The sequence below is a fragment of the Kribbella italica genome, assembly GCF_014205135.1.
Taxonomy (GTDB): domain Bacteria; phylum Actinomycetota; class Actinomycetes; order Propionibacteriales; family Kribbellaceae; genus Kribbella; species Kribbella italica.
The window spans coordinates 4,321,229-4,343,956 of the sequence record NZ_JACHMY010000001.1 but is presented as its reverse complement, the minus strand read 5'-3'; the positions used below and the strand labels follow the sequence as shown (position 1 = coordinate 4,343,956).

The 22,728-nt window shown below is 69.9% G+C and carries 20 protein-coding genes; 7 read left to right on the top strand and 13 right to left on the bottom strand.

The features are described from left to right. Positions 1-86: 86 nt before the first annotated feature. From HDA39_RS20050 to HDA39_RS20035, 4 genes are all read right to left on the bottom strand, one after another. Positions 87-662: a DUF1003 domain-containing protein gene (locus HDA39_RS20050; protein WP_238356103.1), complete on the bottom strand. Its 576-nt coding sequence runs from the start codon at positions 660-662 to the stop codon at positions 87-89. Next, complete coding sequence (locus HDA39_RS20045) at positions 652-1,917, bottom strand: magnesium transporter MgtE N-terminal domain-containing protein (RefSeq protein ID WP_184797233.1); 1,266 nt, start codon at positions 1,915-1,917, stop codon at positions 652-654. The genes HDA39_RS20050 and HDA39_RS20045 overlap by 11 nt, the downstream gene beginning before the upstream one ends. 202 nt (positions 1,918-2,119) lie before the next feature. After that, positions 2,120-3,034, bottom strand: coding sequence for a hypothetical protein (locus tag HDA39_RS20040; RefSeq protein ID WP_184797225.1), 915 nt, complete (start codon positions 3,032-3,034; stop codon positions 2,120-2,122). Then, entirely contained in the window at positions 3,031-3,567 is a 537-nt protein-coding gene (locus tag HDA39_RS20035) for a SigE family RNA polymerase sigma factor (RefSeq protein WP_184797223.1), read from the bottom strand. Before HDA39_RS20035 ends, HDA39_RS20040 begins: the two co-directional genes overlap by 4 nt. A 183-nt stretch (positions 3,568-3,750) precedes the next feature. Here HDA39_RS20035 and HDA39_RS20030 point away from each other — a divergent pair, with 183 nt between their 5' ends. Continuing rightward, positions 3,751-4,719: a winged helix-turn-helix transcriptional regulator gene (locus HDA39_RS20030; protein WP_184797221.1), complete on the top strand. Its 969-nt coding sequence runs from the start codon at positions 3,751-3,753 to the stop codon at positions 4,717-4,719. A 6-nt stretch (positions 4,720-4,725) separates the two neighbouring features. Here the strand turns inward: HDA39_RS20030 and HDA39_RS20025 are convergent, their stop codons facing one another. Continuing rightward, the gene (locus tag HDA39_RS20025; protein ID WP_184797219.1) at positions 4,726-5,244 is read right to left on the bottom strand and encodes a hypothetical protein; all 519 of its coding nucleotides are present in this window, start codon (positions 5,242-5,244) and stop codon (positions 4,726-4,728) included. A 189-nt stretch (positions 5,245-5,433) separates the two neighbouring features. Here HDA39_RS20025 and HDA39_RS20020 point away from each other — a divergent pair, with 189 nt between their 5' ends. After that, the gene (locus HDA39_RS20020; protein ID WP_184797217.1) at positions 5,434-6,408 is read left to right on the top strand and encodes an HpcH/HpaI aldolase/citrate lyase family protein; all 975 of its coding nucleotides are present in this window, start codon (positions 5,434-5,436) and stop codon (positions 6,406-6,408) included. Between the two features lie 136 nt (positions 6,409-6,544). Here the strand turns inward: HDA39_RS20020 and HDA39_RS20015 are convergent, their stop codons facing one another. Then, the gene (locus HDA39_RS20015; protein ID WP_184797215.1) at positions 6,545-7,219 is read right to left on the bottom strand and encodes a peptidylprolyl isomerase; all 675 of its coding nucleotides are present in this window, start codon (positions 7,217-7,219) and stop codon (positions 6,545-6,547) included. Positions 7,220-7,378: 159 nt separating this feature from the next. Here HDA39_RS20015 and HDA39_RS20010 point away from each other — a divergent pair, with 159 nt between their 5' ends. Together HDA39_RS20010 and HDA39_RS20005 are read left to right on the top strand one after the other, a co-directional pair. Next, on the top strand, positions 7,379-8,842 hold the full coding sequence (locus HDA39_RS20010) for a serine/threonine-protein kinase (protein WP_337925810.1): 1,464 nt from the start codon (positions 7,379-7,381) through the stop codon (positions 8,840-8,842). Between the two features lie 134 nt (positions 8,843-8,976). Beyond that, the gene (locus HDA39_RS20005) at positions 8,977-10,167 is read left to right on the top strand and encodes an acyl-CoA dehydrogenase family protein (protein WP_184797211.1); all 1,191 of its coding nucleotides are present in this window, start codon (positions 8,977-8,979) and stop codon (positions 10,165-10,167) included. Between the two features lie 53 nt (positions 10,168-10,220). Here the strand turns inward: HDA39_RS20005 and HDA39_RS20000 are convergent, their stop codons facing one another. Further along, entirely contained in the window at positions 10,221-11,204 is a 984-nt protein-coding gene (locus HDA39_RS20000) for a helix-turn-helix domain-containing protein (protein WP_184797209.1), read from the bottom strand. A 204-nt stretch (positions 11,205-11,408) separates the two neighbouring features. Between HDA39_RS20000 and HDA39_RS19995 the strand changes: the two genes are divergently transcribed. Next, positions 11,409-14,183: an AfsR/SARP family transcriptional regulator gene (locus HDA39_RS19995; protein ID WP_184797207.1), complete on the top strand. Its 2,775-nt coding sequence runs from the start codon at positions 11,409-11,411 to the stop codon at positions 14,181-14,183. A gap of 4 nt (positions 14,184-14,187) precedes the next feature. Here HDA39_RS19995 and HDA39_RS43755 read toward each other — a convergent pair whose 3' ends face one another. Together HDA39_RS43755 and HDA39_RS19985 are read right to left on the bottom strand one after the other, a co-directional pair. Then, positions 14,188-15,207, bottom strand: coding sequence for a helix-turn-helix domain-containing protein (locus HDA39_RS43755; protein WP_184797205.1), 1,020 nt, complete (start codon positions 15,205-15,207; stop codon positions 14,188-14,190). A 60-nt stretch (positions 15,208-15,267) separates the two neighbouring features. Further along, positions 15,268-16,386, bottom strand: coding sequence for a magnesium and cobalt transport protein CorA (locus tag HDA39_RS19985; RefSeq protein WP_238356102.1), 1,119 nt, complete (start codon positions 16,384-16,386; stop codon positions 15,268-15,270). A 99-nt stretch (positions 16,387-16,485) separates the two neighbouring features. Between HDA39_RS19985 and HDA39_RS19980 the strand changes: the two genes are divergently transcribed. Continuing rightward, the gene (locus HDA39_RS19980) at positions 16,486-17,001 is read left to right on the top strand and encodes a YflT domain-containing protein (protein ID WP_184797203.1); all 516 of its coding nucleotides are present in this window, start codon (positions 16,486-16,488) and stop codon (positions 16,999-17,001) included. Between the two features lie 84 nt (positions 17,002-17,085). Continuing rightward, complete coding sequence (locus tag HDA39_RS19975) at positions 17,086-17,589, top strand: MaoC family dehydratase (RefSeq protein ID WP_184797201.1); 504 nt, start codon at positions 17,086-17,088, stop codon at positions 17,587-17,589. Here HDA39_RS19975 and HDA39_RS19970 read toward each other — a convergent pair. From HDA39_RS19970 to HDA39_RS19955, 4 genes are read right to left on the bottom strand one after another with little or no spacing between them, the layout of a single operon-like run. After that, positions 17,586-19,397 carry a GH39 family glycosyl hydrolase gene (locus tag HDA39_RS19970; protein ID WP_184797199.1) on the bottom strand — a complete coding sequence of 604 codons (1,812 nt, stop codon included), beginning with the start codon at positions 19,395-19,397 and terminating at the stop codon, positions 17,586-17,588. The two genes, HDA39_RS19975 and HDA39_RS19970, sit on opposite strands and share 4 nt — an antisense overlap. 23 nt (positions 19,398-19,420) lie before the next feature. Beyond that, the gene (locus tag HDA39_RS19965) at positions 19,421-21,004 is read right to left on the bottom strand and encodes a glucoamylase family protein (RefSeq protein WP_184797197.1); all 1,584 of its coding nucleotides are present in this window, start codon (positions 21,002-21,004) and stop codon (positions 19,421-19,423) included. Between the two features lie 32 nt (positions 21,005-21,036). Continuing rightward, positions 21,037-21,849, bottom strand: a complete 813-nt coding sequence (locus HDA39_RS19960) for a carbohydrate ABC transporter permease (RefSeq protein ID WP_184797195.1) — start codon at positions 21,847-21,849, stop codon at positions 21,037-21,039. Continuing rightward, the gene (locus HDA39_RS19955; protein WP_184797193.1) at positions 21,849-22,727 is read right to left on the bottom strand and encodes a carbohydrate ABC transporter permease; all 879 of its coding nucleotides are present in this window, start codon (positions 22,725-22,727) and stop codon (positions 21,849-21,851) included. Before HDA39_RS19955 ends, HDA39_RS19960 begins: the two co-directional genes overlap by 1 nt. Position 22,728: the final 1 nt, after the last annotated feature.

The window sequence follows — 22,728 nt, the reverse complement described above, 5'->3', positions numbered from 1 at the left end:
CGCCCCACCACGGTCCACTGTGACCTGAGTCCGGCAAGGCAACCCTAACCAGAGCTTGAACTATCACCGTCCCCAAGGCCGATAGCTCAGACCCGGTCGTCCTCGCGGTCCTTGTCGAGTTCGGCCAGGAGGGAACGTAGTTCGGAGCGGAGGAAGTCCCGGGTGGCGACCTCGCCGACGGACATGCGCAGCGATGCCATTTCGCGGGCGAGGAACTCCATGTCGGCGCGGGAGCGGGCGTCGACGTCGCGGTCGCGTTCGTACTGGACGCGGTCGCGGGCCTCCTGGCGGTTCTGGGCGAGCAGGATCAGCGGGGCGGCGTACGACGCCTGGAGGCTGAGCGCGAGGGTCAGGAAGATGAACGGGTACTGGTCCCAGCGCAGGTTCTCCGGCGCGAAGATGTTCCAGACGACCCAGAACACGATCGTCGCGGTCATGTAGACCAGGAACTGCCCGGTGCCGAGGAAGCGCGCGATCCGCTCCGACAGCCGGCCGAAGGCGTCCGCGTCGTACGCGCGGCGCCGGACCAGCGTGCGGCGCAGTTCGCGCGGGACGTCGAGGCGGTCGGCGGCCGGGCGGGTCAGCCGGCGTTCCTCCGAGCGAGCCGGCCGGCGGTCGTCGGACCTGTTGCTCCGGCGGTCGTCGCGGTCCTCACGGGGCATCCCGGTCCACCTCCAGGTGCGCGGATCCGCGCCAGTCGTCGGGCAGCAGATGGTCCAGTACGTCGTCCACGGTGACCGCGCCGAGCAGGCGGCCCTCGTCGTCGAGCACGGGAGCGGCGACCAGGTTGTACGTCGCCAGGTACTTGCTGACAGCCTGCAGCCCGTCGTCCGGGCGCAGTCCGTCCAGATCCGTGTCCAGTACGCCGGACACGAGCGCCGACGGCGGTTCGCGCAGCAGCCGCTGGATGTGCCCGATCCCGATGAACCGGCCGGTCGGCGTCTCCAGCGGCGGCCGGCAGACGTAGATCATCGCGGCCAGGGCCGGACTCAGCTCGGCGTTGCGCACGTGGGCGAGCGCGTCGGCGACCGTCGCGTCCGCGGGCAGGATCACCGGCTCGGACGTCATCAGGCCGCCCGCCGTGCGTTCCTCGTACGTGAGCAGCCGTCGTACGTCCTCGGCCTCGTCCGGCTCCATCAGCGTCAGCAGCCGCTCGGCCGTCTCGGTCGGCAGCTCGGCGATCAGGTCGGCGGCGTCGTCCGGGGACATCTCCTCCAGGACGTCGGCCGCGCGCTCGGTGTCGAGCCCGGCCAGGATCTCGACCTGGTCGTCCTCGGGCAGCTCCTCCAGTACGTCGGCCAGCCGCTCGTCGTTCAGCGCGGACGCGATCTCCTTGCGCCGCTTGGGCGACAGCTCGTGCAGTACGCCGGCCAGGTCCGCGGGCTTCATCGTGTCGAACGCGGCCAGCATGTGGGTCGCGCCCTGGGCCTCCTCGGTCTGCGCGAACCCGCTGACGTCGGCCCAGTCCAGCACGTGCGACTGCCCGCGGCGCCGGAACCGCTTGGCGCCCTCGGTCACGGCGACCTTCGACAGCACCCAGTCGCGGGTCCGCCACTGCTCCATCGCCAGGTCGAACACCACCGCGGACGCGTCGGTCTCGCGGATCGTCACGGTCCGGTCCAGCAGCTCGCCGAGCACCAGTACCTCGGTCGCCCGCTGCTCGAACCGGCGCATGTTCAGCAGCCCGGTGGTGATCACGTGGCCCACGTCGACCGAGGTCACCCGCGTCATCGGCAGGAAGATCCGCCGCCGGGTGAACACCTCCACCACCAGCCCGAGCACCCGCGGCGGTTGCGTGTCCTGCTGCCGCAGCATCACCACGACGTCGCGGACCTTGCCGACCTGGTCCCCGTTCGGGTCGTACACGGGCAACCCGGCCAGCCGGGCCACGTACACACGCGCCGGAGATCCGCTCATGCCCCGAGGCTAACCGCCCGAGGCGGCCCCACCCGCACACAGTGCCTCCCGAGGCCGTGTCGACTTCCCTGGTACGACGGGCACTCGGCGGGAGGAACGTAGGCGGGAGGCCGGACTCCACCAGCCTCCCGCCGACTTGGGAACCCCGCCCCGGCCGAATGCGCGCAGGCCAGGGCGGGGAGGTGGGACTGCCTCGGGTGGGTCAGCGGGCGGTGTCCAGGGTGGGGTCGGTGACCGTGGCCACCAGCTGGGCGAGGGTGATGCTGGGCTCCTCGACGGGGGTCACCTTGGTCGGGTCGGGGCCGAGGGTGCCGGGGTCGGCTCGGCGGCCGTCGCCTTCGACGGTGGCGATCGCCAACTGGCCGTCGGGACGGACGTAGCCGGCCCAGTACGCCTGCTTGCCTCGGGTGCCGACGCGGACCTGCTCGCCCTTCGGGGTGGTGGTCACCCAGCACTTGGTGAAGGTCGACCGGTCGTCCATCAGGCCGCAGGCGTCCGCGCGGGGGTGCGGGATGCCGCCGTCGTTCGGCGGCTCGTGCCGGTCCTTGGGGATCACGGTCACCTCGGCCCACCCGAGGCCGCCGGCCTCGCTCCAGTCGGAGCGTTCCCCGGCCGAGCCGTCGCCGAGGCCGCCGCACAAGCCTTGGCCCGGAACGATCTCGACGACCGAGTGGCCGACCAGGTGCCGGCGGTCCGGGTCGGCGTACGACGCGAGGACGTCGATCTGGTTGGAGTCGGGCAGGATCGGTCCGACTTTGCCCGGTCCACGGGTCGCGGGAGCCGTCGCCGGCGTCGGAGTGCACGTGGACGACGGCCCGCCCGGCGTCTGCTGGATGACGTAGCTCCCGTCGGCCCGGAGCGAGACGCTCCCCCCGGGCAGGCTCCGCTCCACCTGTGCGGACCCTGCTGGGTCCGTCGTACCGCCGAAGTGCGTGCTCGCCAGGCTCCCACCCGTGGCAACCAGAGCGACAGCGAACGCGCTGCCGGCTCCGACAGCGGCGCGGCGGCGGCGCAAGCGGCGCCGCCCGCGGGCGAGGTCAGCAGCGGGATCGGCGGGTAGCGAGTCGGTCCAGGCCGTCGTACGGGTCATCCGCTCCTGCAGGTCGTGCTCGTTCATGACGCGTCCTCCATCAGTTCTGCGAGTCGGGGGTCGGTCAACTGACCTCGGAGGTTCTGCAGGGCCTTCGACGACTGGCTCTTCACCGTGCCGGTGGTGATCTGCAGGTCGGCGGCGGTCTCCTCGACGGACAGGCCCAGCCAGAAGCGCAGGACGATGATCCGCCGCTGGCCGGCCGCCAGAGTGCTCAGCGCCGCCATCAGCTCGTCGCGGTCCTCCAGGCCGAGCCCCTCGTCCACCGGCTGCTCCGGCAGCTCGCTGGACGCGTGCTCGCGCCGCCAGGCCCGCCGGCTCGCGTCGATCCCGGCGTTGACCAGGATCCGCCGGACGTAGGCGTCCGCGCCGTCCGAGCGCCGGACCCGCGGCCAGGCGACGTACAGCTTGGCCAGCGCGGTCTGGACCAGGTCCTCGGCCTGGTGGCGGTCCCCGCAGAGCAGGTACGCGGTGCCGACCAGTCGCGACCGCCTGGTCGCGACGTACTCGGAGAACTCCTGGTCCCGCCGCTGTTTGCCCAGCAGGTGGTTGCCCAGCATCTGCGCGTCCCGTCGTCGCCGGATCAGTTGACGATCACAAGTACGGGACCCGGTCCGAACAGGTTGCCTCGGCCAGGGGTCGTGTCGTCCCCTGGACGGCGGGGTGCCAACTCGGCAAACGGTTTCTAGACTCCTCGGGCCGGTCCGACGGGGTGGCCGGGGTCAGGGCGGATGGGGCTGGGCATGCTGAGATCCACTGGACTGGGGACCGAGAACGAGGCGACGTACCTGGCGCTGATCCGGCAGGGCTCGACGACCGCGCAGGAGCTGGCCGACCGGGTCGGGCTGTCGGAGGCGGACGTCCTGCGGGCCGTCGACGCGCTGCAGCGGGAGGGGTTCGTGCACCGGACGCCCCCGCCGCGTGAGCTGGTGGTGCCGGTGCCGCCTGACCTCGCGGTGGAGCAGCTGGTCCAGCGGCAGGAGGAGGAACTCGAGCGGGTCCGCGAGGCGGCGTACCGGCTGACTGCCGCGGCGTACAACCAGGCCAGCGACCGGCGGACCGAGGAGCTCATCGAGATCGTGTCCGGCCAGACAGCGGTCGGGCTGGCCTTCGACCGGGTGCAGCGGACGGCCCGGGAGCAGATGCGCGAGCTGGTCGCACCGCCGTACGCGGCGACGGCCGAGGTGAACCGGACGCAGCTCGCCCGGCAGGCGGAGGGCGTCGCCTATCGGGTCGTGTACGACAGCAGTGCGCTCAGCGACGAGCTGCTGGCGGCCAGCGCGGTCAGTCACGTGCAGGCCGGTGAGCAGGCGCGGATCGTGGACGACCTGCCGACCAAGCTGGCTGTCGCGGACCGGGAGCTGGCGCTGCTGCCGCTCGACTGGGCCACTCCGGCGCGTGACGCTGCGCTGCTGGTCCACCCGTGCGGTCTGCTGGACGCCCTGGTCGCGCTGTTCGAGACGGTCTGGTCCCGGGCCAGTCCGCTGGTGGTGACGGCCAAGAAGACGCTCTTGGCGGAGGACTCGATGTCCGCGGAGGACAGGTACCTGCTGTCGCTGCTGGTGGCCGGTCTGACCGACGACGCGGCGGGGGTCCGGCTGGGGATCAGCCGGCGGACTGTCGCGCGCAGGGTCCAGCTGCTGATGGAGCGGACCAACTCGCGGTCACGCCTCCAGCTCGGCTGGCACGCGCGGGACCGGGGCTGGCTCTGAGGCTTGTCAGCTCAGCTTGGGGCGTCGGGAGGCGCGGCGGTGCAGGGTGATCGGGCGCTTGCCTCTGGTCGTGGCGGAGGTCTCTGGGGGCGTCACTGCGGGGTGCGCGTCGTCGTACGCCGCAGTGATGGTGCCGGTGGGCTCCAGGACGAGCAGGTCGGCCTGCGTCTGCCAGCGGTCGAGCTGGTTGCCCAGGCCGGCGGCGTTGAGGCGTTCGGTCCGCAGCACCTGAGCTGCAGCGGTCCACTCCTCGCTGCCGGGCTCCAGCCGCCGTACGGTCGCACTCCACCCAGACAGGCGACTAGTAGCCGGCTTGGCCGGTACGACGACCTCAACCGCGTCCGCGTCGACCAGTCCAGGCAGCGGCTGCTCAGCACTGCCGTCCCGGTCCGCCAGTACGACGTACGCGCCGTCGACCGCGGCGAACCAGGCCGGTACGGCCCGCCGTCCACCCCAGGACAGCCAGACCAGTCCGGCCTTCTTCATCACGCCGGCGATCTCCGCCACGGCCTCGTCCGTCGTCACGCTCCAAGACTGTCACAGCCCTCGCCGGGCGGATGCCGAGCGCGCTGACCGGTCGCCGACCAGCGGCTCGGTCCGGTGAATCCGGCCACATCCTGTGCCGACGTGAGCCGGGTCACCGGCCCCGCCGCCGTTTCGCCGTACGCTCTCGTGAAACCGGTGGGTAACCACCTTCTCTGGAAGGGGTAGGCGATGGGTGACGAGACGGCCACCAAGGCGCTGCGGTCCAGGCGGTCCTGCTTGGCGACACCGGGGTCGAACCCGCGGTTCCTGGCCAAGGCGAAGGGGCTGGACGCCGACCAGGTGTTCCTCGACCTGGAGGACTCGGTCGCGCCGATCGCCAAGGTGGACGCCCGCAAGAACATCGTCGCCGCGCTGAACGAGGGCGGCTGGGGCAGCAAGGTCCGCGTGGTCCGGGTGAACGACTGGACCACCGAGTGGACGTACGCCGACGTGATCGAGGTCGTCGCCGGTGCCGGTGCGAACCTCGACTGCATCATGCTGCCGAAGGTGCAGACCGCCGAGCAGGTGGTCGCGCTGGACCTGCTGCTCACCCAGCTGGAGAAGGTGCACGGGTACGAGCCGGGGCGGATCGGGATCGAGGCGCAGATCGAGAACGCGCTCGGGCTGACCAACGTGAACGCGATCGCCACCGCGTCGCCGCGGGTCGAGACGATCATCTTCGGGCCGGCCGACTTCATGGCCTCGATCAACATGAAGTCGCTGGTCGTCGGCGAGCAGCCGCCCGGGTACGACGTCGGCGACGCCTACCACTACATCCTGATGCAGATCCTGATGGCGGCCCGCGCTCACGGCAAGCAGGCGATCGACGGCCCGTACCTGCAGATCAAGGACGTCGACGGCTTCCGCCGCGTCGCCGGCCGCTCGGCCGCGCTCGGCTTCGACGGCAAGTGGGTCCTGCATCCTGACCAGATCGCCGCCGCCAACGAGGTCTACTCGCCGCGGCAGGAGGACTACGACCACTCCGAGAACATCCTCGACGCCTACGACCACTTCACCTCGGCCGCCGGCGGCGCGCGGGGTGCGGTCATGCTCGGCGACGAGATGATCGACGAGGCCTCGCGCAAGATGGCGCTGGTCATCTCGGCGAAGGGCCGGGCGGCCGGGATGACCCGCACGAACATCTGGCAGCCCCCGACCGACTGACCTCCAACGTCCGAAGAAAGCCGATGCGTCCGAAGAAAGCCGATGCGTCCGAAGAAAGCCGATGCGTCCGAAGAACCCGAGGCTATAGCGCTCGGGTCTTCGGACGCATCGCGGTTGTTCGGACGCTACGGCGGGCTCAGCGGCCCAGCGTCAGGACCTTGAGGATGCGGACCGGGCGGGTGGGCGGGCCGTCCTGGTCGGGGTCGGCGATGCCGGCCGCGACGATGCGGTCGAAGGTGGACATGCCGAAGGTGACCTTGCCGAGCACGGTGTAGTTCGGGTCGATGTTGGCGAACGAGTGCACGACGAAGAACTCGCTGCCGTTGGTGCCCGGGCCTTGGTTGCCGTAGGCAACGGTGCCGCGCGGGTAGGTCTCGGTGCCGTCGACCTCGTCGGGGAACTTGTAGCCCGGGCCGCCCTCCTCCTGGCGGTAGATGTCGCCGCACTGCAGCACGCCGAGGCGCGCGGAGTTGGTCAGCCGGAAGCACTGGGTCCGGTCGTAGAACCGGCTCTGCACGAGGTGCACGAAGTTGTGCACGCCGCACGGTGCGGTCGCGCGGTTCATCCGGACCACGAACGGGCCGTAGTTGGTGACGAAGAAGACGTCGACGGTGCCCTCGGCCTTCGCGGTCGCCTTCGGCACCGTGACCGGCCGGGCGGCCGGGTTCTCCGGTGTCGGGGTGAACTCGCACTTCACCGTCGGGGCGGGACGGCCGGACGGCGCGGCGGGCGTGGCCGAGGCAGGCGTCGTGGTCAGCGTCGCGGCGAGCAAGGTCGTCGCGATCAGAGCAGGGACAAGTGATCGCTTCATGCGATCAACCTAGTACGCGCCGTGGCGATCGGCACCGGTTCTGTCCACAGGAGCAGGTTAAGACCGTCCAGTACGGCGTCCGACGGCTCGCTTACCGGCCGGAGGCCACCTAAGGTAAGGCGGCGATCCGGCCGAAGCTGACTGTTGTGGGGTGTTGGTGTGAACGGCGAGGTACTCGCAGGGCGTTACCGGTTGCTCAGCCTGCTAGGGCGAGGTGGTGCCGGTGAGGTCTGGCGGGGCGAGGACACGGTGCTGGCGCGCCCGGTGGCGATCAAGCTGCTGCGCGCGCTCGACGGCGACCCGATGGACGAGGTCCAGCGGTTCCGCATCGAGGCCCAGGCCGCCGCCCGGCTGCAGCACCCGAACGTCGTCGCCACCTACGACGTGGGCGCCGCGGACGACCAGGTGTTCCTGGTGATGGAGTTGGTGACCGGCACCGACCTGGCCCAGCTGATGCGCAGCAAGGGTCTGCCGGGCACCAAGCTGGTCGCCGACATCGCCGTACAGGGTTCTCGCGCGCTGGACGCTGCGCACGGCGCCGGCATCATCCACCGCGACGTGAAGCCCGCCAACCTGCTGCTGGCCGGTGACGGCACGCTGAAGATCACCGACTTCGGCCTGGCCCACGCCGGCGGCCTGAACGGCGCCACCGGACAGGTCCTGCTCGGTACGGCGGCCTACATCTCCCCGGAGCAGGTCACCGGCGGCGCCGCCACGACTGCCAGCGACTGGTACTCGCTGGGCTGCGTGCTGTACGAGTTGCTCGAAGGCGTCCCGCCGTACGTCGCCGACACGGTCGAAGGCGTGCTCCGCCAGCACCTGGAGGCTCCGGTCCCGCCGGTACGGCGTACTGACGAGGTGCCCGGCCTGGCCGGCCTGGTCGAGCAGATGCTGGCCAAGGACCCCGCCCAGCGCCCGTCGTCCTCAGCAGCTGTCCTGGCTCTCCTGAGTGGGTCTTCAACTCAGGTACTGCCGATTGCTGCTCCAACTCCTCCTCCGCTGGAAGAGGAACTGCTGGGCGCGCCCGTCGAAGCCCGCACCACCAGCCACGTGGCACCTGAGCGGCGCTCCCTGTTCACCAAGGTGCTCGTCGGTGCCGCCGTACTGGTGGTCGGCGTGATGGCCGCGGCCCTGCTGCGTGAAGGCGTCTCCCAGGACCCGCCGGCCCAAGCAGGCGGTACGCCGACCGTCGCCCCGACCGTGGCGTCGAAGGTGACCACCAAGCCGAAGGCGACACCCACTCCGACGCCGAAGCCCAAGGTCACCCCGTCGCCGAAGAAGACCCCCAAGAAGTCGCCGTCGAAGCCGGCGGAGACCGGCACGGTGGGTCAGCTGCGGACGCTGGCCCAGCTGCTCCGCCAAGGCCGGCAGGGCGAGGGCAGCAAGGCCGTGCGCGAGGCGGCCAAGGACCTGGACCAGGCAGCCAAGGCGCTCGGCGAGGACGACGACGAAGAGGCCGCGCAGCAGTACCGCAGTGCGCTCCGCAGGCTCGGCAACGCACAGCGGAGCGGCCAGTGGCAGCCGACACCGCAGCAGTTCGTGCTGATCGCCGCGGTCAACCGCGACCTGGGCCGCTCCGGCTACGGCCAGGGCGACAACGAGGAGCGCGACTCCGACGAGTAGTACCAGTCGGCGTACTGGGCGTGAGGCACCTGACGGGAATCAGGTGGTCGGTGTCACAGCGGGTGTCGGGGTGTACCGGGATGCTGGGTAGTCGCGATACTCGCGAGTAAGCATCGAGCCGAGGAGCCGCCGAGATGAGCAGGTTGCAGCAGACCGAGGGACTGACCGACGTCCAGGAGGAGATCCTCAAGACGGTCCGGGCCTTCGTCGAGGCGGAGATCCTGCCGGTGGCCACCGAGCTGGAGCACCAGGACGAGTACCCGACCCAGATCGTCGAGGGGCTGAAGGAGCTCGGCCTGTTCGGGCTGATGATCCCCGAGGAGTACGGCGGCCTGGGCGAGTCGCTGCTCACCTACGCGCTCTGCGTCGAGGAGATCGCCCGCGGCTGGATGAGCGTGTCCGGCATCATCAACACGCACTTCATCGTCGCGTACATGCTGCTGCAGCACGGCACCGACGAGCAGAAGCAGAAGTACCTGCCGCGGATGGCGACCGGCGACGTGCGCGGCGCGTTCTCGATGTCCGAGCCGGGCTGCGGCTCCGACGTCTCCGCGATCAAGACCAAGGCCGTCAAGGACGGTGAGAGCTACACGATCAACGGCCAGAAGATGTGGCTGACCAACGGCGGCTCGTCGAACCTGGTCGCCGTCCTGGTGAAGACCGACGAGGGCCAGGACTCGGTCTACAAGAACATGACCACGTTCCTGGTCGAGAAGGAGCCGGGCTTCGGCGAGGTCGACCAGGGCCTGACGGTCCCGGGCAAGATCGAGAAGATGGGCTACAAGGGCGTCGACACGACCGAGCTGATCTTCGACGGCTACCGGATCGACGCCGCCCAGATCCTCGGCGGCGTGCCCGGCAAGGGTTTCTACCAGATGATGGACGGCGTCGAGGTCGGCCGGGTGAACGTGGCCGCGCGCGGCTGTGGCGTGGCCCGGCGGGCCTTCGAGCTCGGCATCTCCTACGCCCAGCAGCGGGAGACGTTCGGCAAGAAGATCGCCGAGCACCAGGCGGTGCTGTTCCGGCTGGCCGACATGGCGGTCAAGGTCGAGGCCGCGCACGAGCTGATGGTGAAGGCGGCCCGGAAGAAGGACGCCGGCTCACGCAACGATTTCGAGGCCGGCGTCGCGAAGTACCTGGCCAGCGAGTACTGCTCGCAGGTCGTGGAGGACTCCTTCCGGATCCACGGCGGCTACGGGTTCTCCAAGGAGTACGAGATCGAGCGTCTGTACCGGGAGGCGCCGATGCTGCTGATCGGCGAGGGCACGGCCGACATCCAGCGGATGATCATCGGCCGGCGCCTGCTCGAGGACTACAAGCTCTGACCAGCTGCACGCGGCAGGACCAGGTCTGACGGCGCTGCGACTGCCGGGCCCGGTCATCCGATCGGCGCCCCGCAGCCGTCGAGGACCAGCCGGCCGAGGGTGGTCAGGTCGTGGCGCACGGCCTGGCCCGCCCGGCGCGTGGTGATCAGTCCGGCCTCGCGCAGGATGCCTGCCTGGCGGCTGGCTCCGGCCAGCGAGATGCTGCAGCGCTGGGCCAGCTCGGTCGTCGTACAGCCGTCTGCGATCGCCTCCAGCGCGGCTGCGCGGGTGGTGCCGAGCAGTGCGGCCAGCGGGCGTGACCGCTGCTCGGCTGTGCCGCGCCGTAGTGCGCCCACGCCTTGCTTGACCGGGTAGACCAGTACCGGCGGCAGGTTCGGGTCGAGCAGCTTGGTCGGCGTACGCCAGCAGAACACCGACGGCTGCAGGCGAAGGCCGCGGCCGTCCAGGTGCAGGTCCGAGTCCGGCAGCCCGTCGACAGTGAGGACCGGGGACTCCCAGCGGACGGCTGGGTGGATGTGGCCGAGCAGCCGGTCCACTCCGGCGCCTGACAGGTGGCTGACCTTCTGCTGGTGATCCGCACGGACGATGGTCCGCATCGACTCCCAGTACGGCGCGATGGCCGACTGGTGGTAGGTGTGCATGGCCTGGCCGAGGCCCTTGACCGCCTCGCCGCGGCCGTGGGCCAGCTCCCGCGTCCAGCTCGACGCAGGACGCCGTACGGAGAGCAGTTGGAGCTCCTGCTGGAAGCGGCCGCGGGAGGTGCACAGCACTCGCTCGACTCCCTCGTCGAAGGTGCCGGTGTGCTGCGCGGGGGTCAGGAAGTCAGGGGAGTAGCCGCGCGGGGGAGCGAGGTGCAGCAGCCGGGAAGCGGGCCGGGGCAGCTGCCGGCGGGTCCGCTCGCGCCAGTGGCCGTAGTGGGCAGTACCGTCCTGGACCTGCAGCTGGTGCAGGCTCAGCAGCACCTCCCACAGCGGGTCCGGTTCTTCGGCGAGCGTGGTCCGAGCCAGGTCCTGACTGGTGAAATGAATCCGCAGCACGACAGGTACTCCTCTCTCCACCACCATCGTGCAAGGGACCACCTGTCAACTTCCTGTCACCGGCCACGTCGCACACGTTCCGTGCACGATCAGGCAGCCCGACGGGAAACCGCTGTCACGACTCGTCACCGAGGGTGTCCACCGATGGCTGGAAATCGTTCCCACGCGATATCCTCCGGGCTGCGGCTGGGGAAGCGGAGAGAGATGACGGCACGAGGGCTGGAGCGGCCGCAGGTCGCCATCCGGTTGCTCGGTGCTGTCTCGGTCCAGCTGGACGGCCGCTCGGTCGAGCTCGGTGGGGACCGGCTGCGGTCGTTGCTCGCGATCCTCGCGCTGACCGCCGGCGACAGCGTGCCGACGGCGCTGCTGGTCGAGCGGATCTGGGGTGAGGCGCCGCCGGCGAACGCCGGGCCGAGCCTGCATACGTTGATGACCAGGCTCCGGCGGGCTGTCGGGGCCGAGCTGGTGACGACCGGTCCGGCCGGGTACAGCCTGCGCGTGGAGCCCGAGCAGGTCGACGTACTGCGGTTTGCCCGGCTGCTGCGGGCGGCTGCTCAGTCCGTCGAGCGCGTGGAGGAGCGGGATGCGATCGACGAGGCCCTGGCGTTGTGGGGTGGTCGGCCGTTCGCCGGTGTGCGGTCCGACTGGCTGGAGACGGTCGAGCTGCCGCGACTCGAGGAGCAGTACCTGGCCGCAGTGGAGCGTCGCTTCGACCTGCGCTCGCTGGAACGGTCACCGCAGAACCGGGGCGAGGAGCTGTCCGAGCTGCGCCGGCTCACCGTGGCGTACCCGTTGCGGGAGTCCCTCTGGGCGCGCTTCCTCCGCCTGCTCGCCCGCAGCGGCCGTACGGCGGAAGCACTCGAGCTGTACGACGAAGTGCGCAACCGCATCGCTGACGACCTCGGTGTCGACCCCGGCGCCGAGCTACGCACGGTCTTCGACGAGCTGAACGGGACGCGGACCAGGTCGTCCCGCCGGGTCGCACCGAGCCAGCTGCCGTCCGACGTACTCGGCTTCACCGGTCGCAAGGAGGTCCTGGCCGAGCTGGACGGCGTACTGGCCGGCCGTGACCCGGAGAGCACGGTCGCAGTGGTCCTGCACGGACCAGGCGGCGTCGGGAAGACCAGCCTGGCTGTGCACTGGAGTCATCTGGCCGCCGAGCAGTTCCCGGACGGGCTGCTCTTCGTGGACCTGGGCGGCTACGGGCCGGGCGCACCCGTGGATCCCTCGGTGGCGCTGGGCTATCTGCTGCACGCTCTCGGCGTACCGGCTTCGCAGATCCCTGCGGAGGTCGACGGACGGAGTGCGCTGCTGCGGTCCACGCTCGCCAACCAGCGTGTCCTGCTGGTCCTCGACAACGCGCTCAACGCCGAGCAAGTCAGGCCGCTGCTGCCAGGAATGGGCGCAGTCGTGCTGATCACCAGCAGGAGCAGGCTGCGTGGCCTGGTCGCGCGGGAGGGCGCTCGGCAGGTAGCGGTCGACCAGCTGTCGACTGCTGACGCCAGGAGCCTGCTCACCGGCCGAATCGGGCTGCCGGACTCGGGAAGCGTGCAGCTGCTCGACCAGCTGGCGGATCGCTGCAACCACCTGCCGCTGGCACTGGTGATCGCGGCCGAGCAGGTGGCCAGGAGGTCGGGCTCAGCGCTGGCTGAGCTTGTCGGTGAGCTGACCGAGCACCAGCTGGACGCGTTCGACGCGAGCGACGACCCGGCGACCGACCTGCGCGCGGTGTTCTCCTGGTCGTACCGGACGCTCGACCCGGAGGCAGCGCGGTTCTTTCGGATGCTGAGCATCTATCCAGGACGGCGGTTCGCCCCGCAGTCGGCGGCAGCGCTCACCGGCCACGACGACAGGACTGCCGGCAAGCTGCTGCGGCGACTGACCGACCTGCACCTCGCTGTGGAGACCAGTGCCAACAGGTTCCAGCTGCACGACCTGCTGCGCGCCTACGCGGCAGAGGAACTGGTGAAGGCGACCGACGACGTCGATGCGGCCTGGGAGCGGTTGCTGGACTGGGCGGTGCAGTCGGCGGTTGCAGCGCGGCTGGTGCTCGGCGAGCCCCGCAAGCTGCACTACGTCGACCAGCCGCTGCCCGGGACGGTCCCGCTGACGTTTGCTGACCAGCCGGCCGCGCGGGCGTGGTTCGACCTCGAGCTGCGTGGGCTGATGGCGGTGGTGGTCGGTGGTGCCGCGCGGGGGATGCACGCCCAGGCCGCACGGCTAGGACTGCTGCTGTGGAACGCGTTGTCGCGGCTGGTGAGTCCGGACGAGGCACTGGCGATCCAGCAGGTCGCGGTGGAGTCAGCCCGACAGGTCGGCCACCCGATGCTGGCGGCGCTCGCGACGAACCAGCTGGCCACCAGCCACGGCGCACGCGGTGACCTGGTGCAGGCGGAGGCGGAGCTGGTCAGCGCACTGGCGATGTTCACCCAGATCGGCAACCCGGCGGGCATCGCGCTGGTCCGCGGCAACCTCGGCTTCCTGCGGCAGCTCGAGGGCAAGTACGACGAAGCCGTCGAGCACCAGCGGGCGGCCCTGGAGATCACCCGGGCCCAGGGCGACGACCACGCCACGGCCGGACTGCTGAACAACCTGGCGATGACCTACAACGAGTCCGGCCGGTACGCCGAGGCGCGGCTGACCGCGATCGAGTGCGTCCGGATCTGCAAGGACCTCACCGACCTGCGGCCGCTGTGCTTCGTCAACGACACCCTCGGCCAGGCGTACGTCGGGCTCGGCGAGGTCGAGCTGGCGACCGAACGGTTCGCGGCCGCGGTGATGCTGAACCTGCGGATCGGCAGCCCGGCCGCCGCGGTCGGTTCGCAGGTCCGGCTCGGCCGCGCGTGGCAGGGCACGGACGACGCCGCCGCCAAGCAGGCGTGGACCTACGCGCTGGAGCTGATCGACGACCACGGCCAAGGCCTGCTGGACAACCTGCGCGCCGAGGTCGAGGGCCTGCTGGCCGACGTGCAGAGCTGACGGGCTACGGCGTGGGGGCCGGCCGCTTGTCGTGGCGCAGCCCGCCGGAGCCGTACCCGGACAGCAGCCAGATGCCCAGCTGGGTGACCTCGTGCTTCACCGACGCACCTGCTCGGCGGGTGGTGATCAGCCCGGCCTCGCGCAGCACGGTCGCCTGGTGGCTGGCTGCGGCGGGGGAGATGCTGCAGCGCTTGGCCAGCTCGGTCGTCGTACAGCCTTCGACCGCTGCCTCCAGCGCCGCTGCCCGGGTGGAGCCGAGCAGGGAGCCGAGGGCGTCGGACGGCCGGCCCGCGTCGGAGGACTGCCGCAGGATGCCCGGCGCGTGCTGGATCGGGTAGACCAGGATCGGCTTCAGCCCCGGGTCGCGCAGCTTGGTCGGCACCTGCCAGCAGAACGCCGACGGCTGCAGCTCGATGCCGCGGCCGTCCAGATAGAAGTCGCGGTCGTTCATGTCGAGCACCTGCAGCACGGGCGCGACCCAGCGGACCCGAGGGTGCAGCGACGAAAGCAGGCGGTCCACCCCGTGCCGGGCGAGCGCGTCACCGCGGTGTGCCTGGTCGGCCGCCACATGCGTACCGATCGATCTCCAGTACGGCGCGATGGCGGCGTCGTGGTACGTCCGGATCGCGTGACCCAGCTTCCGCATCGCCGAGCGGTCGCCCTGGGCCAGCTCACGGGTCCACGGCGAGACCGGCCGGTACTTGCTGAGCAGGTCGAGCTCGGAGCGGACCTGCTGCTGCGGAGTCGACAGGGCCTTCTCCAGCGCGCTGTCGAAGTCCGACGGGCAGTCGGCCGGCGTCAGGAAGTCGGGGGAGTAGCCGCGGGCCGGCATCAGCTCGAGCAGCAGGCGCATCTGGTCCGGCGCGACCTTGGTCCGGACGTGCTTGCGCCAGTCGTCGAACACCAGCCGCCCGTCGGAGTGCTGCAGCATGTGCAGGCTGAGCAGGATCTCCCACAGCGGGGCGGGCTTGGTCGAGATCGTCACCCGGGCGAGATCGCGCGGGGTGAAGTGGATGCGGAGCACAGGTCCTCCCCAGCAGACGCTCTTCGCATTCAACCAAAGGCACGCCAGGTAGCACAACAGCTACAACCAGTTGTTCTTCCTGAACAACCGGTAGAGCACGGTGCAGGCGACCAGCATCCCGCCGAGTACGACGTAGTAGCCGTACCGCGTGGTCAGGATCGGCATGTTGTCGAAGTTCATCCCGTAGACACCGGCGATCAACGTCGGCACGGCGATGATCGCCACCCAGGCCGAGATCCGGCGCATGTCCTCGTTCTCCGAGACCTGCACCTGGGCCAGGCCGGCCTGCAGGATCGAGCTGAGCAGCTCGTCGAACGACACCACCTGCTCCTTGACCCGCAGCAGGTGGTCGTCGACGTCGCGGAAGTAGTCCCGGGTCTCGTCGGTGATCATCGGGTGCCGCAGGGTGGCCAGCGCGCGCATCGGCCCGGTCAGCGGCGCGACCGCCCGCTTCAGCTCCAGCACCTCGCGCTTGAGCTGGTACACCCGGTCGATGTTGCGCCAGCCGCGCGGGCTGAACATCTCGATCTCGATCTGGTCGATGTCGGCCTGGACGGCCGCCGCGACCTCCAGGTAGCTGTCGACCACGTGGTCGGCGATCGCGTGCAGCACCGCGCCCGGCCCGGCCGCCAGTCGCTTCGGCTCCTTCTCCAGCTCCTGCCGCAGCCCGGTCAGCTCGCCGTGGTCCCCGTGCCGCACGGTGATCACGAAGCCGGGGCCGCAGAACACCATCACCTCACCGGACTCGACCACCTCGCTGGTGGCGGTCAGGTCGTCGTGCGGCACGTACCGCACGGTCTTCAGTACGGCGAACAGCGTCTCGCCGTACCGCTCGAGTTTGGGCCGCTGGTGCGCCTCGGTCGCGTCCTCCAGCGCCAGCGCGTGCAGGCCGAACTGCCGGCCGATCACGGCCAGCTGGTGCTCGTTCGGCTCGAACAGGCCGATCCACACGTAGCCCTCACCCCGCCGGGCCCGCTGCAGGGCGTCGACGTAGTCGCCGTCGTGGGTGTCGCGCCGGCCGTCGCGGTAGTAGGCCCAGTCGACCAGTGCGCCGTCCAGCTTGCCGCTGCCGACCAGGTCGAACTCCGGAACCTCGGGGACGGCGGTGCCGCCGGACCGCCGGGCGAACACCCGCCCGACGCGCCGGGAGGCGCCCATGTCCCACCTTCGTCCGGTCATCGACGCGAGGCTATCAACGCCCCGCCGGTGTGGCTGCCGCGCTGTCCTTACCAAGCGTCGGCAATGATGGGATGGAAGCAACAGCGGAGAGGAACGACGATGACCACCCAGCGCATGCCCTCGATGGACCCCCGTCCGACGGGACTGACGATCGGCACCTACGACACCTACCTGCAGGCGCAGCGCGCAGTCGACTACCTCTCGGACGAGAAGTTCCCGGTGGAGCACACCACCATCGTCGGCAACAACCTGCGCCAGGTGGAGAAGATCACCGGCCGGCTGACCTGGGCGCGGGCGCTGACCGCCGGTCTGGCCAGCGGCGCGTGGTTCGGCCTGTTCGTCGGGGTCCTGCTCGGCCTGTTCACCACCGACGGTGGCTGGCTGGCCGCGCTGGTCACGGGTGTCGTGCTCGGCGCGGTCTTCGGCATGGCGTTCGGCGCGATCGGCTACGCCCAGCTGGGCGGCCGCCGCGACTTCACCTCGCGCACCGCGGTGGTGGCGACGACGTACGACGTGCTCTGCGACTTCAAGTTCGCCGAAGAGGCCCGCAACCACCTGGCCAAGCTGGCCCTCAAGGGCGAGGTCACGCCGCGGCTGCCCGAACAGTCGAACTGAGTCAGTGAGAGCAATACCACTGGCTTGAGAGGTGCGGTGGTCCGCCGGACCGGGCAGCATGGGCCGGAACCGGAAGGAGCACGGATGCAGTTCGGGCGCAGTTACGAGGAGTTCGAGGTCGGTGCGGTCTACAAGCACTGGCCCGGCAAGACGGTCACCGAGTACGACGACCACCTGTTCTGCCTGCTGACCATGAACCACCATCCGCTGCACCTGGACACCAACTACGCGGAGACCACCACGCAGTTCGGCCAGAACGTTGTGGTCGGCAACTACATCTACTCGATCCTGCTCGGTATGTCGGTGCCCGACGTGAGCGGCAAAGCGATCGCGAACCTGGAGATCGAGTCGCTGCGGCATGTCGCGCCGACCTTCCACGGCGACACGATCTACGGCGAGACCGTCGTGCTGGACAAGTGGGAGTCGAAGTCCAAGGACGACCGCGGCGTCGTGGCCGTCGAGACCAAGGGCTACAAGCAGGACGGCACGGTCGTCTGCCTGTTCAAGCGCAAGGTGATGGTCCCGAAGAACTCGTACCTGGAAGCGCGGGGCGGCGAACAGCCGGGCCGCCCCACGCCTCTCAGCTAGACCGGCCGGAACTCCACCAGCACGGCGGACGGCATCGACAGCGTCAGCCGCACGGTGTCGCCGTCCCTCGCGACGCGCTCGCTCTTCAGCACCGAGTGCGCGGCCAGCTGCGTCCACTGCTCGTAGGTGGGCCAGTCGCCCACGCCCAGAGCACCAGCTGCCGCGACCAGGTCGCCTGACTCGCCTGGGGTCAGGTAGGTCGCCGTAGCTGTCCAGCTGTCGTCCACACCCGGCACCGACAGCTCCACGGTGCGTGCCAGGTCTGCGTCGCCCGCAGCCTTCGTCTGGTCCAGCGTGAGGTTCCACAGCAGTACGGCGACCCGGTCGCGGTCCCGCGACGCCCAGGCCTCGACCAGGCTGCCCGCACCGTCTCCGTCGACGGCTACCGGCAGCTCCACCGGGCCCAGCCGGCTCAGCAGCGACATCGCGTGGAAGCGCGGCTTCGGCAACCCACCGACCGTCTGCAGCCCGAAGCCACCGTGCAGCAGCCGCGGCGGCCGGCCCAGCTCCTCGAAGTGGTCGGACGCGACCCAGTAGGCCAGTGCGTCCACCCGCCCGGCTGCCGACTTCATGCCGCGCAGCAGGAACACCCCGGAGAACAGCGAGTCGTTGATCGGGTTGAAGTGGGTCGGCGTGACGCCCCACTCCGTCCACAGGATCCGCGCGTCGCCGAAGCCGTGCCGCTCCAGCGAAGCCCGTACGTCGAGCGGCGGGCTCCCGTAGGTGTGCGTCGTCACGAAGTCCACCGGGGACCCCACCGAAGCAGCGTGCGCGAGCAGGTCGTCCACCCAGCCGGCTGCGGCCGACGAGGGGCCGCCGACGGCCAGCCGCTGGTCCACCGCCTTCACTGCGGCCGCGCTGACGTCGTACAGGCGCATCCACTCGGCCTTGGTGCCGGACCAGAAGACCTCCAGGTTGGCCTCGTTCCACACCTCGAAGTCCCAGCCGAGCACCTCGTCCAGCCCGTACCGCTCAACCAGGTGCTGCACCAACTCCTGGACCAGCGCGCCCCAGCGCTCGTACGAGTGCGGCGGCGAGATGATCGCGCCGTACTCGAAGACCGTCTTGCTCGGGTCCGACGCCAGATCGCGCGGCATGAACCCGAGCTCGACCACCGGCCGCAGCCCGAGCCCCAGCAGCTTGTCGTAGATCGCGTCCACCACGGTGAAGTCGTAGACCGGCGAGCCGTCGACCTCGGTGTAGACCCGGGTGTCGTCGTGGAAGATCGCGTGCGCCCGCACCGTGCGCACACCGATGTCGTCGTGCATCCGCCGCAGCGCCTGCTCGAGCTCCGGCCCGATCTCCCGGCCACCACTCAGGTCGGTGCACAGCAGCTGGCTGAGCCGCTCGCTGCCGACCATGGGCACCCACGGCTTCGGCAGCTCGACCCCCTCGGCGTGAGCGTCCACCGCTACCTGCAGCACCGGCACCGACCCGTCAGCGACCAGCGGCACGGCTCCGACGACCTCACTGGCCCGCCCGGCGACCGTCACCTCCGGCACACTCGCCACGGCGTACCTGTACGGCGTACCGGGTGTGCAGGTGGTGTCCACGTACGGCGGCAGCGGCACGGACAGCACGTCGCCACTGTGGTGGTCGACCGGCTCCAGCGGCCCGTCCTCGAGGCCGCGCAAGATCAGGTACCCGACCGCGCCGGGGACCAGTGACCAGTCGACCGTCACCTGGCCGACGCCACCGACCGCGCTCACCTCCTTGGGCGGGTCCAGGTCCGGGAACCCGAACTCCCGGACCTCGTCGCTGCGGACCGCGATCCGCGCGTCCCAGTCGGCCTTGGCATCGCTCTGCATACGAAAATCTCCCGTGGTGGTTGTCAGTCGAGGCCGGCGGTGAACTGCTCCATCGCGATCAGCGGCTTGACCCGCCGCTCGACCGCGCCGCGGCTGAAGTTGCGCCGGATCACGTCGTTGCCGAACACGTTGCCGATGGCCCCCATCACCATCGCCTGGTCCAGCGACAGGTAGCGCTTGGCGATCAGCCCGGACTTCACCGCGACCGAGTCGTAGAACCCGCCGCCGGCGTACGCCTTCAGGCGGGACTCGATCTTGGCCAGGTTGTCGATCGCCTGCCGCGGCGCGTACTGCATGGCCAGGAACGCCGCGTGCGGGGTGACCACGCCGTCGCCGTACGCCGGCGTCGGGTTCACGCCGTCGCGGCAGCCCTCGAACCCGGCGTCGAAGTTGGTCGCCTCCAGGTCCGACGGGTAGCCGTTCGGGTCCATGCCGATCGCGTCCACGCCGTACACGCTGTAGCCGCCCTTGGGGTTGGAGGCCGGCGAGAAGCCCCAGTAGCCGTACTTCGCCTCCTTCAGCCCGTGCTCGATGTGCGCGCGCACGGTCAGCGGGTGATTGACCGCCCAGCTCCGCTTGGCCCACGTCCCCTCGGGCACGAACAGGTCGGGCATCAGCGACTCGAACATGTCGCCGCCCCACGACGGCACCAGCCGCATGCCGCGGTAGGCGTAGCTGCCCTCGAACACGTCGATGCCGAGGTAGTTCCGCGTCACGCCGACCGGCCGCTGCTCGACCCACGACCAGTCGCAGGATTCCGGGAAGGTCCGGTACGTCGCGAAGTAGTGCTCGCGCGGCACCTGACCGAGCGCGATCCCGATGTACGGCGCGATCCGGGCCTCGGTGTTGCAGGTGTCGTAGTGGAACTTGCGGTAGTACACGTCCGGGCCGGTCCCGGCGTGGTTGCCCTTGTCGGTCTCCTCGTCCGGCGGCGAGGTCTCGAAGAAGCCGCCGCGCATCAGGCCGGCACCGACGCCCGGACGGGCGTCCGGGTTGTAGTAGTAGGCGAAGTTCATCTTGCCCAGCAGCCCGTCGGCCAGCCGGCGGACCCGCGGTTCGGCGTTGCGGACCACCATCAGCGCGGCCGCGAACCAGCCGTTGTCGACGCTGGACACGAACGGCGTGATCGGCCGGGTCCCGTCGGGATCGACGTACCGGACCTCGCCGGTCGCTTCGTCGTACCAGTTGAAGTACATGCCGCTGGGCTCGTGGTGGTCGACCTTCGTCATCGTGGTGAGGGTCTGGGTCAGGCGGCGCAGCGACTCGTGCGGGGAGATGATCCCGAGCTCGCGGGCGACCACCGTGCTCCACAGGTAGCCGCCGATGTTGGTCGGCGACGTGTACTGGCTGCGGACCGGGTCGGTGACCGAGGCACCGATGTTGTCGGCGGGCAGGCCGGTCTTCTCGTCGGTCATCGCGACCAGGCTGCGCCAGGTGTCGCGCGCCCAGCGGCCGACCAGGGCCTTGTCGTGACGGTCTGGCTTCCAGCCGCCCTTGAGCTGATCGGCTGGTGAGGTCGTTCCTCCGTACGCGGGAACTGCGGTGCCGACCAGGGCGGCCGTTCCGGTCGCTGCGAGGAGGGTCCGGCGACTGATGTTGGCGGTCATCATGCGTCTCCTTATTTGAGGCCAGTACTGTGCTACTTCAGTCCAGTGATGGCGATGCCCTTGGTGACGTGCCGCTGGAAGACCAGGAACATCACCAGCACCGGTACGACGACCACGACCGCGCCGGCCATCAGCAGGCCGTAGTTCTGCGCGTTCTGCCCGGTCGAGTACAGCGCCAGGGCGACGGGAAGGGTGTACTTGTCCTCGGTCTGGGCGATCACCAGCGGCCAGAGGAAGTTGTTCCAGGAACCGAGAAAGGTCAGGATGCCGAGCGTGGCCAGCGCGGGACGGGTCAGCGGCAGCATGATCCGGGCGAAGATGCCCAGCTCGCTGGTGCCGTCCACCCGCCCGGCGTCCATCAGGTCGTCCGGCAGCCCGGAGAAGAACTGCCGCATCAGGAACACGCCGAACGGCGAGACCAGGAACGGCAGGATCAGCCCGGGGTAGCTGTTGGCCAGCCCGGCGTTGGTGACGAACACGAACAGCGGCACGAAGGTGACCATCCCGGGCACCATCAGCGTCGCCAGCACCAGCACGAACAGCGCGTTGCGGCCCTTGAACCGCAGCTTGGCCAGCGCGTACCCGATCATCGAGCAGAACGCCAGGTTGCCGGCCGTCACGGCGAGCGCCACCACGGTGGAGTTGAAGAAGTACCGCGGGAAGTTCGCCTTGTTGAACAGGTCGTCGTAGTTCTGCGAGGTCGGTGCCTGAGGCAACCAGGTCGGAGGGACCTGGAGCAGCTCGCCCTGGGTCTTGAAGCTGCCCAGCAGCATCCAGACGAACGGCGCCGCGACCGCGACCAGCCCGAGCACGGCGATCAGGTAGATCCACCAGGTGCGGCGCATCACTTCTCCCTCAGCAGCCGGAACTGGATGAACGTGATCACGGCGATCACCACGAACAGGATGTAGGCCATCGACGTGGCCAGCCCGTAGTTGCCGAAGCCGAACTGCTGGTAGGTGTACATCGACACCGACAGCGTCGAGTTCAGCGGACCGCCCTGGGTCATCACCAGCGGTTCCTCGAAGAACTGCAGGTAGCCGATCCCGGTGGTGACGCTGGTGAACAGGATGGTCGGCCGCAGCAACGGCACGATCAGGTACCGGAACCGTTGCCACGGGCCCGCACCGTCGATCTGGCCGGCCTCCTCGACGGTCGCCGGGATGCCCTGCAGCCCGGCCAGGAAGATGATCATCGCCGAGCCGAAGTTGCGCCAGACCGCCATCGCGATCAGCGACGGCATCGCCCAGGTCTTGGACGCCAGCCAGTTCGGCCCGTCGATCCCGAACCAGCCGAGCACCGTGTTCAGCAGACCGGCGTCCGGGGCCAGCACGAACCGCCAGATCACCGCGATCGCGACGATCGAGGTCACCACCGGCAGGTAGTAGCCGACCTTGAACAGCGCCTGGAACCGCTTGATGCCACGGTCCAGCAGCACCGCCGCGGCCAGCGCGACCGCCAGCGTCAGCGGTACGCCGACCACCACGAAGTACGCTGTGTTGAACGCGGCCTTGCGGAACGTCTCGTCGGACAGGGCCTTCACGTAGTTGTCGAGACCGACACCCTCGACCGCGAACGGCGTCCGCAGGTCACGCTGCTTGATGTCGGTGAAGCTCATCCCGAACGAGCCCAGTACCGGCCCGGCCGTGAAGGCCAGGAACAGCACCACGAACGGCAGGACGAGGATCCACGCGGCGGCGGTCTCGCGTCGAAGCGATCGCATC

Excerpts from the sequence above, each read along its gene's own strand:
- HDA39_RS20050 (WP_238356103.1), bottom strand. The coding sequence starts at position 662 with ATGCCCCGTGAGGACCGCGACGACCGCCGGAGCAACAGGTCCGACGAC.
- HDA39_RS19980 (WP_184797203.1), top strand. The coding sequence starts at position 16,486 with ATGACCACCCAGCGCATGCCCTCGATGGACCCCCGTCCGACGGGACTG.
- HDA39_RS20005 (WP_184797211.1), top strand. The coding sequence starts at position 8,977 with ATGAGCAGGTTGCAGCAGACCGAGGGACTGACCGACGTCCAGGAGGAG.
- HDA39_RS19960 (WP_184797195.1), bottom strand. The coding sequence starts at position 21,849 with ATGCGCCGCACCTGGTGGATCTACCTGATCGCCGTGCTCGGGCTGGTC.
- HDA39_RS20020 (WP_184797217.1), top strand. The coding sequence starts at position 5,434 with ATGGGTGACGAGACGGCCACCAAGGCGCTGCGGTCCAGGCGGTCCTGC.
- HDA39_RS20040 (WP_184797225.1), bottom strand. The coding sequence starts at position 3,034 with ATGAACGAGCACGACCTGCAGGAGCGGATGACCCGTACGACGGCCTGG.
- HDA39_RS20030 (WP_184797221.1), top strand. The coding sequence starts at position 3,751 with ATGCTGAGATCCACTGGACTGGGGACCGAGAACGAGGCGACGTACCTG.
- HDA39_RS20045 (WP_184797233.1), bottom strand. The coding sequence starts at position 1,917 with ATGAGCGGATCTCCGGCGCGTGTGTACGTGGCCCGGCTGGCCGGGTTG.
- HDA39_RS19970 (WP_184797199.1), bottom strand. The coding sequence starts at position 19,397 with ATGCAGAGCGATGCCAAGGCCGACTGGGACGCGCGGATCGCGGTCCGC.
- HDA39_RS19965 (WP_184797197.1), bottom strand. The coding sequence starts at position 21,004 with ATGACCGCCAACATCAGTCGCCGGACCCTCCTCGCAGCGACCGGAACG.
- HDA39_RS20035 (WP_184797223.1), bottom strand. The coding sequence starts at position 3,567 with ATGCTGGGCAACCACCTGCTGGGCAAACAGCGGCGGGACCAGGAGTTC.
- HDA39_RS19955 (WP_184797193.1), bottom strand. The coding sequence starts at position 22,727 with ATGCGATCGCTTCGACGCGAGACCGCCGCCGCGTGGATCCTCGTCCTG.
- HDA39_RS19975 (WP_184797201.1), top strand. The coding sequence starts at position 17,086 with ATGCAGTTCGGGCGCAGTTACGAGGAGTTCGAGGTCGGTGCGGTCTAC.
- HDA39_RS19985 (WP_238356102.1), bottom strand. The coding sequence starts at position 16,386 with ATGACCGGACGAAGGTGGGACATGGGCGCCTCCCGGCGCGTCGGGCGG.
- HDA39_RS20015 (WP_184797215.1), bottom strand. The coding sequence starts at position 7,219 with ATGAAGCGATCACTTGTCCCTGCTCTGATCGCGACGACCTTGCTCGCC.
- HDA39_RS19995 (WP_184797207.1), top strand. The coding sequence starts at position 11,409 with ATGACGGCACGAGGGCTGGAGCGGCCGCAGGTCGCCATCCGGTTGCTC.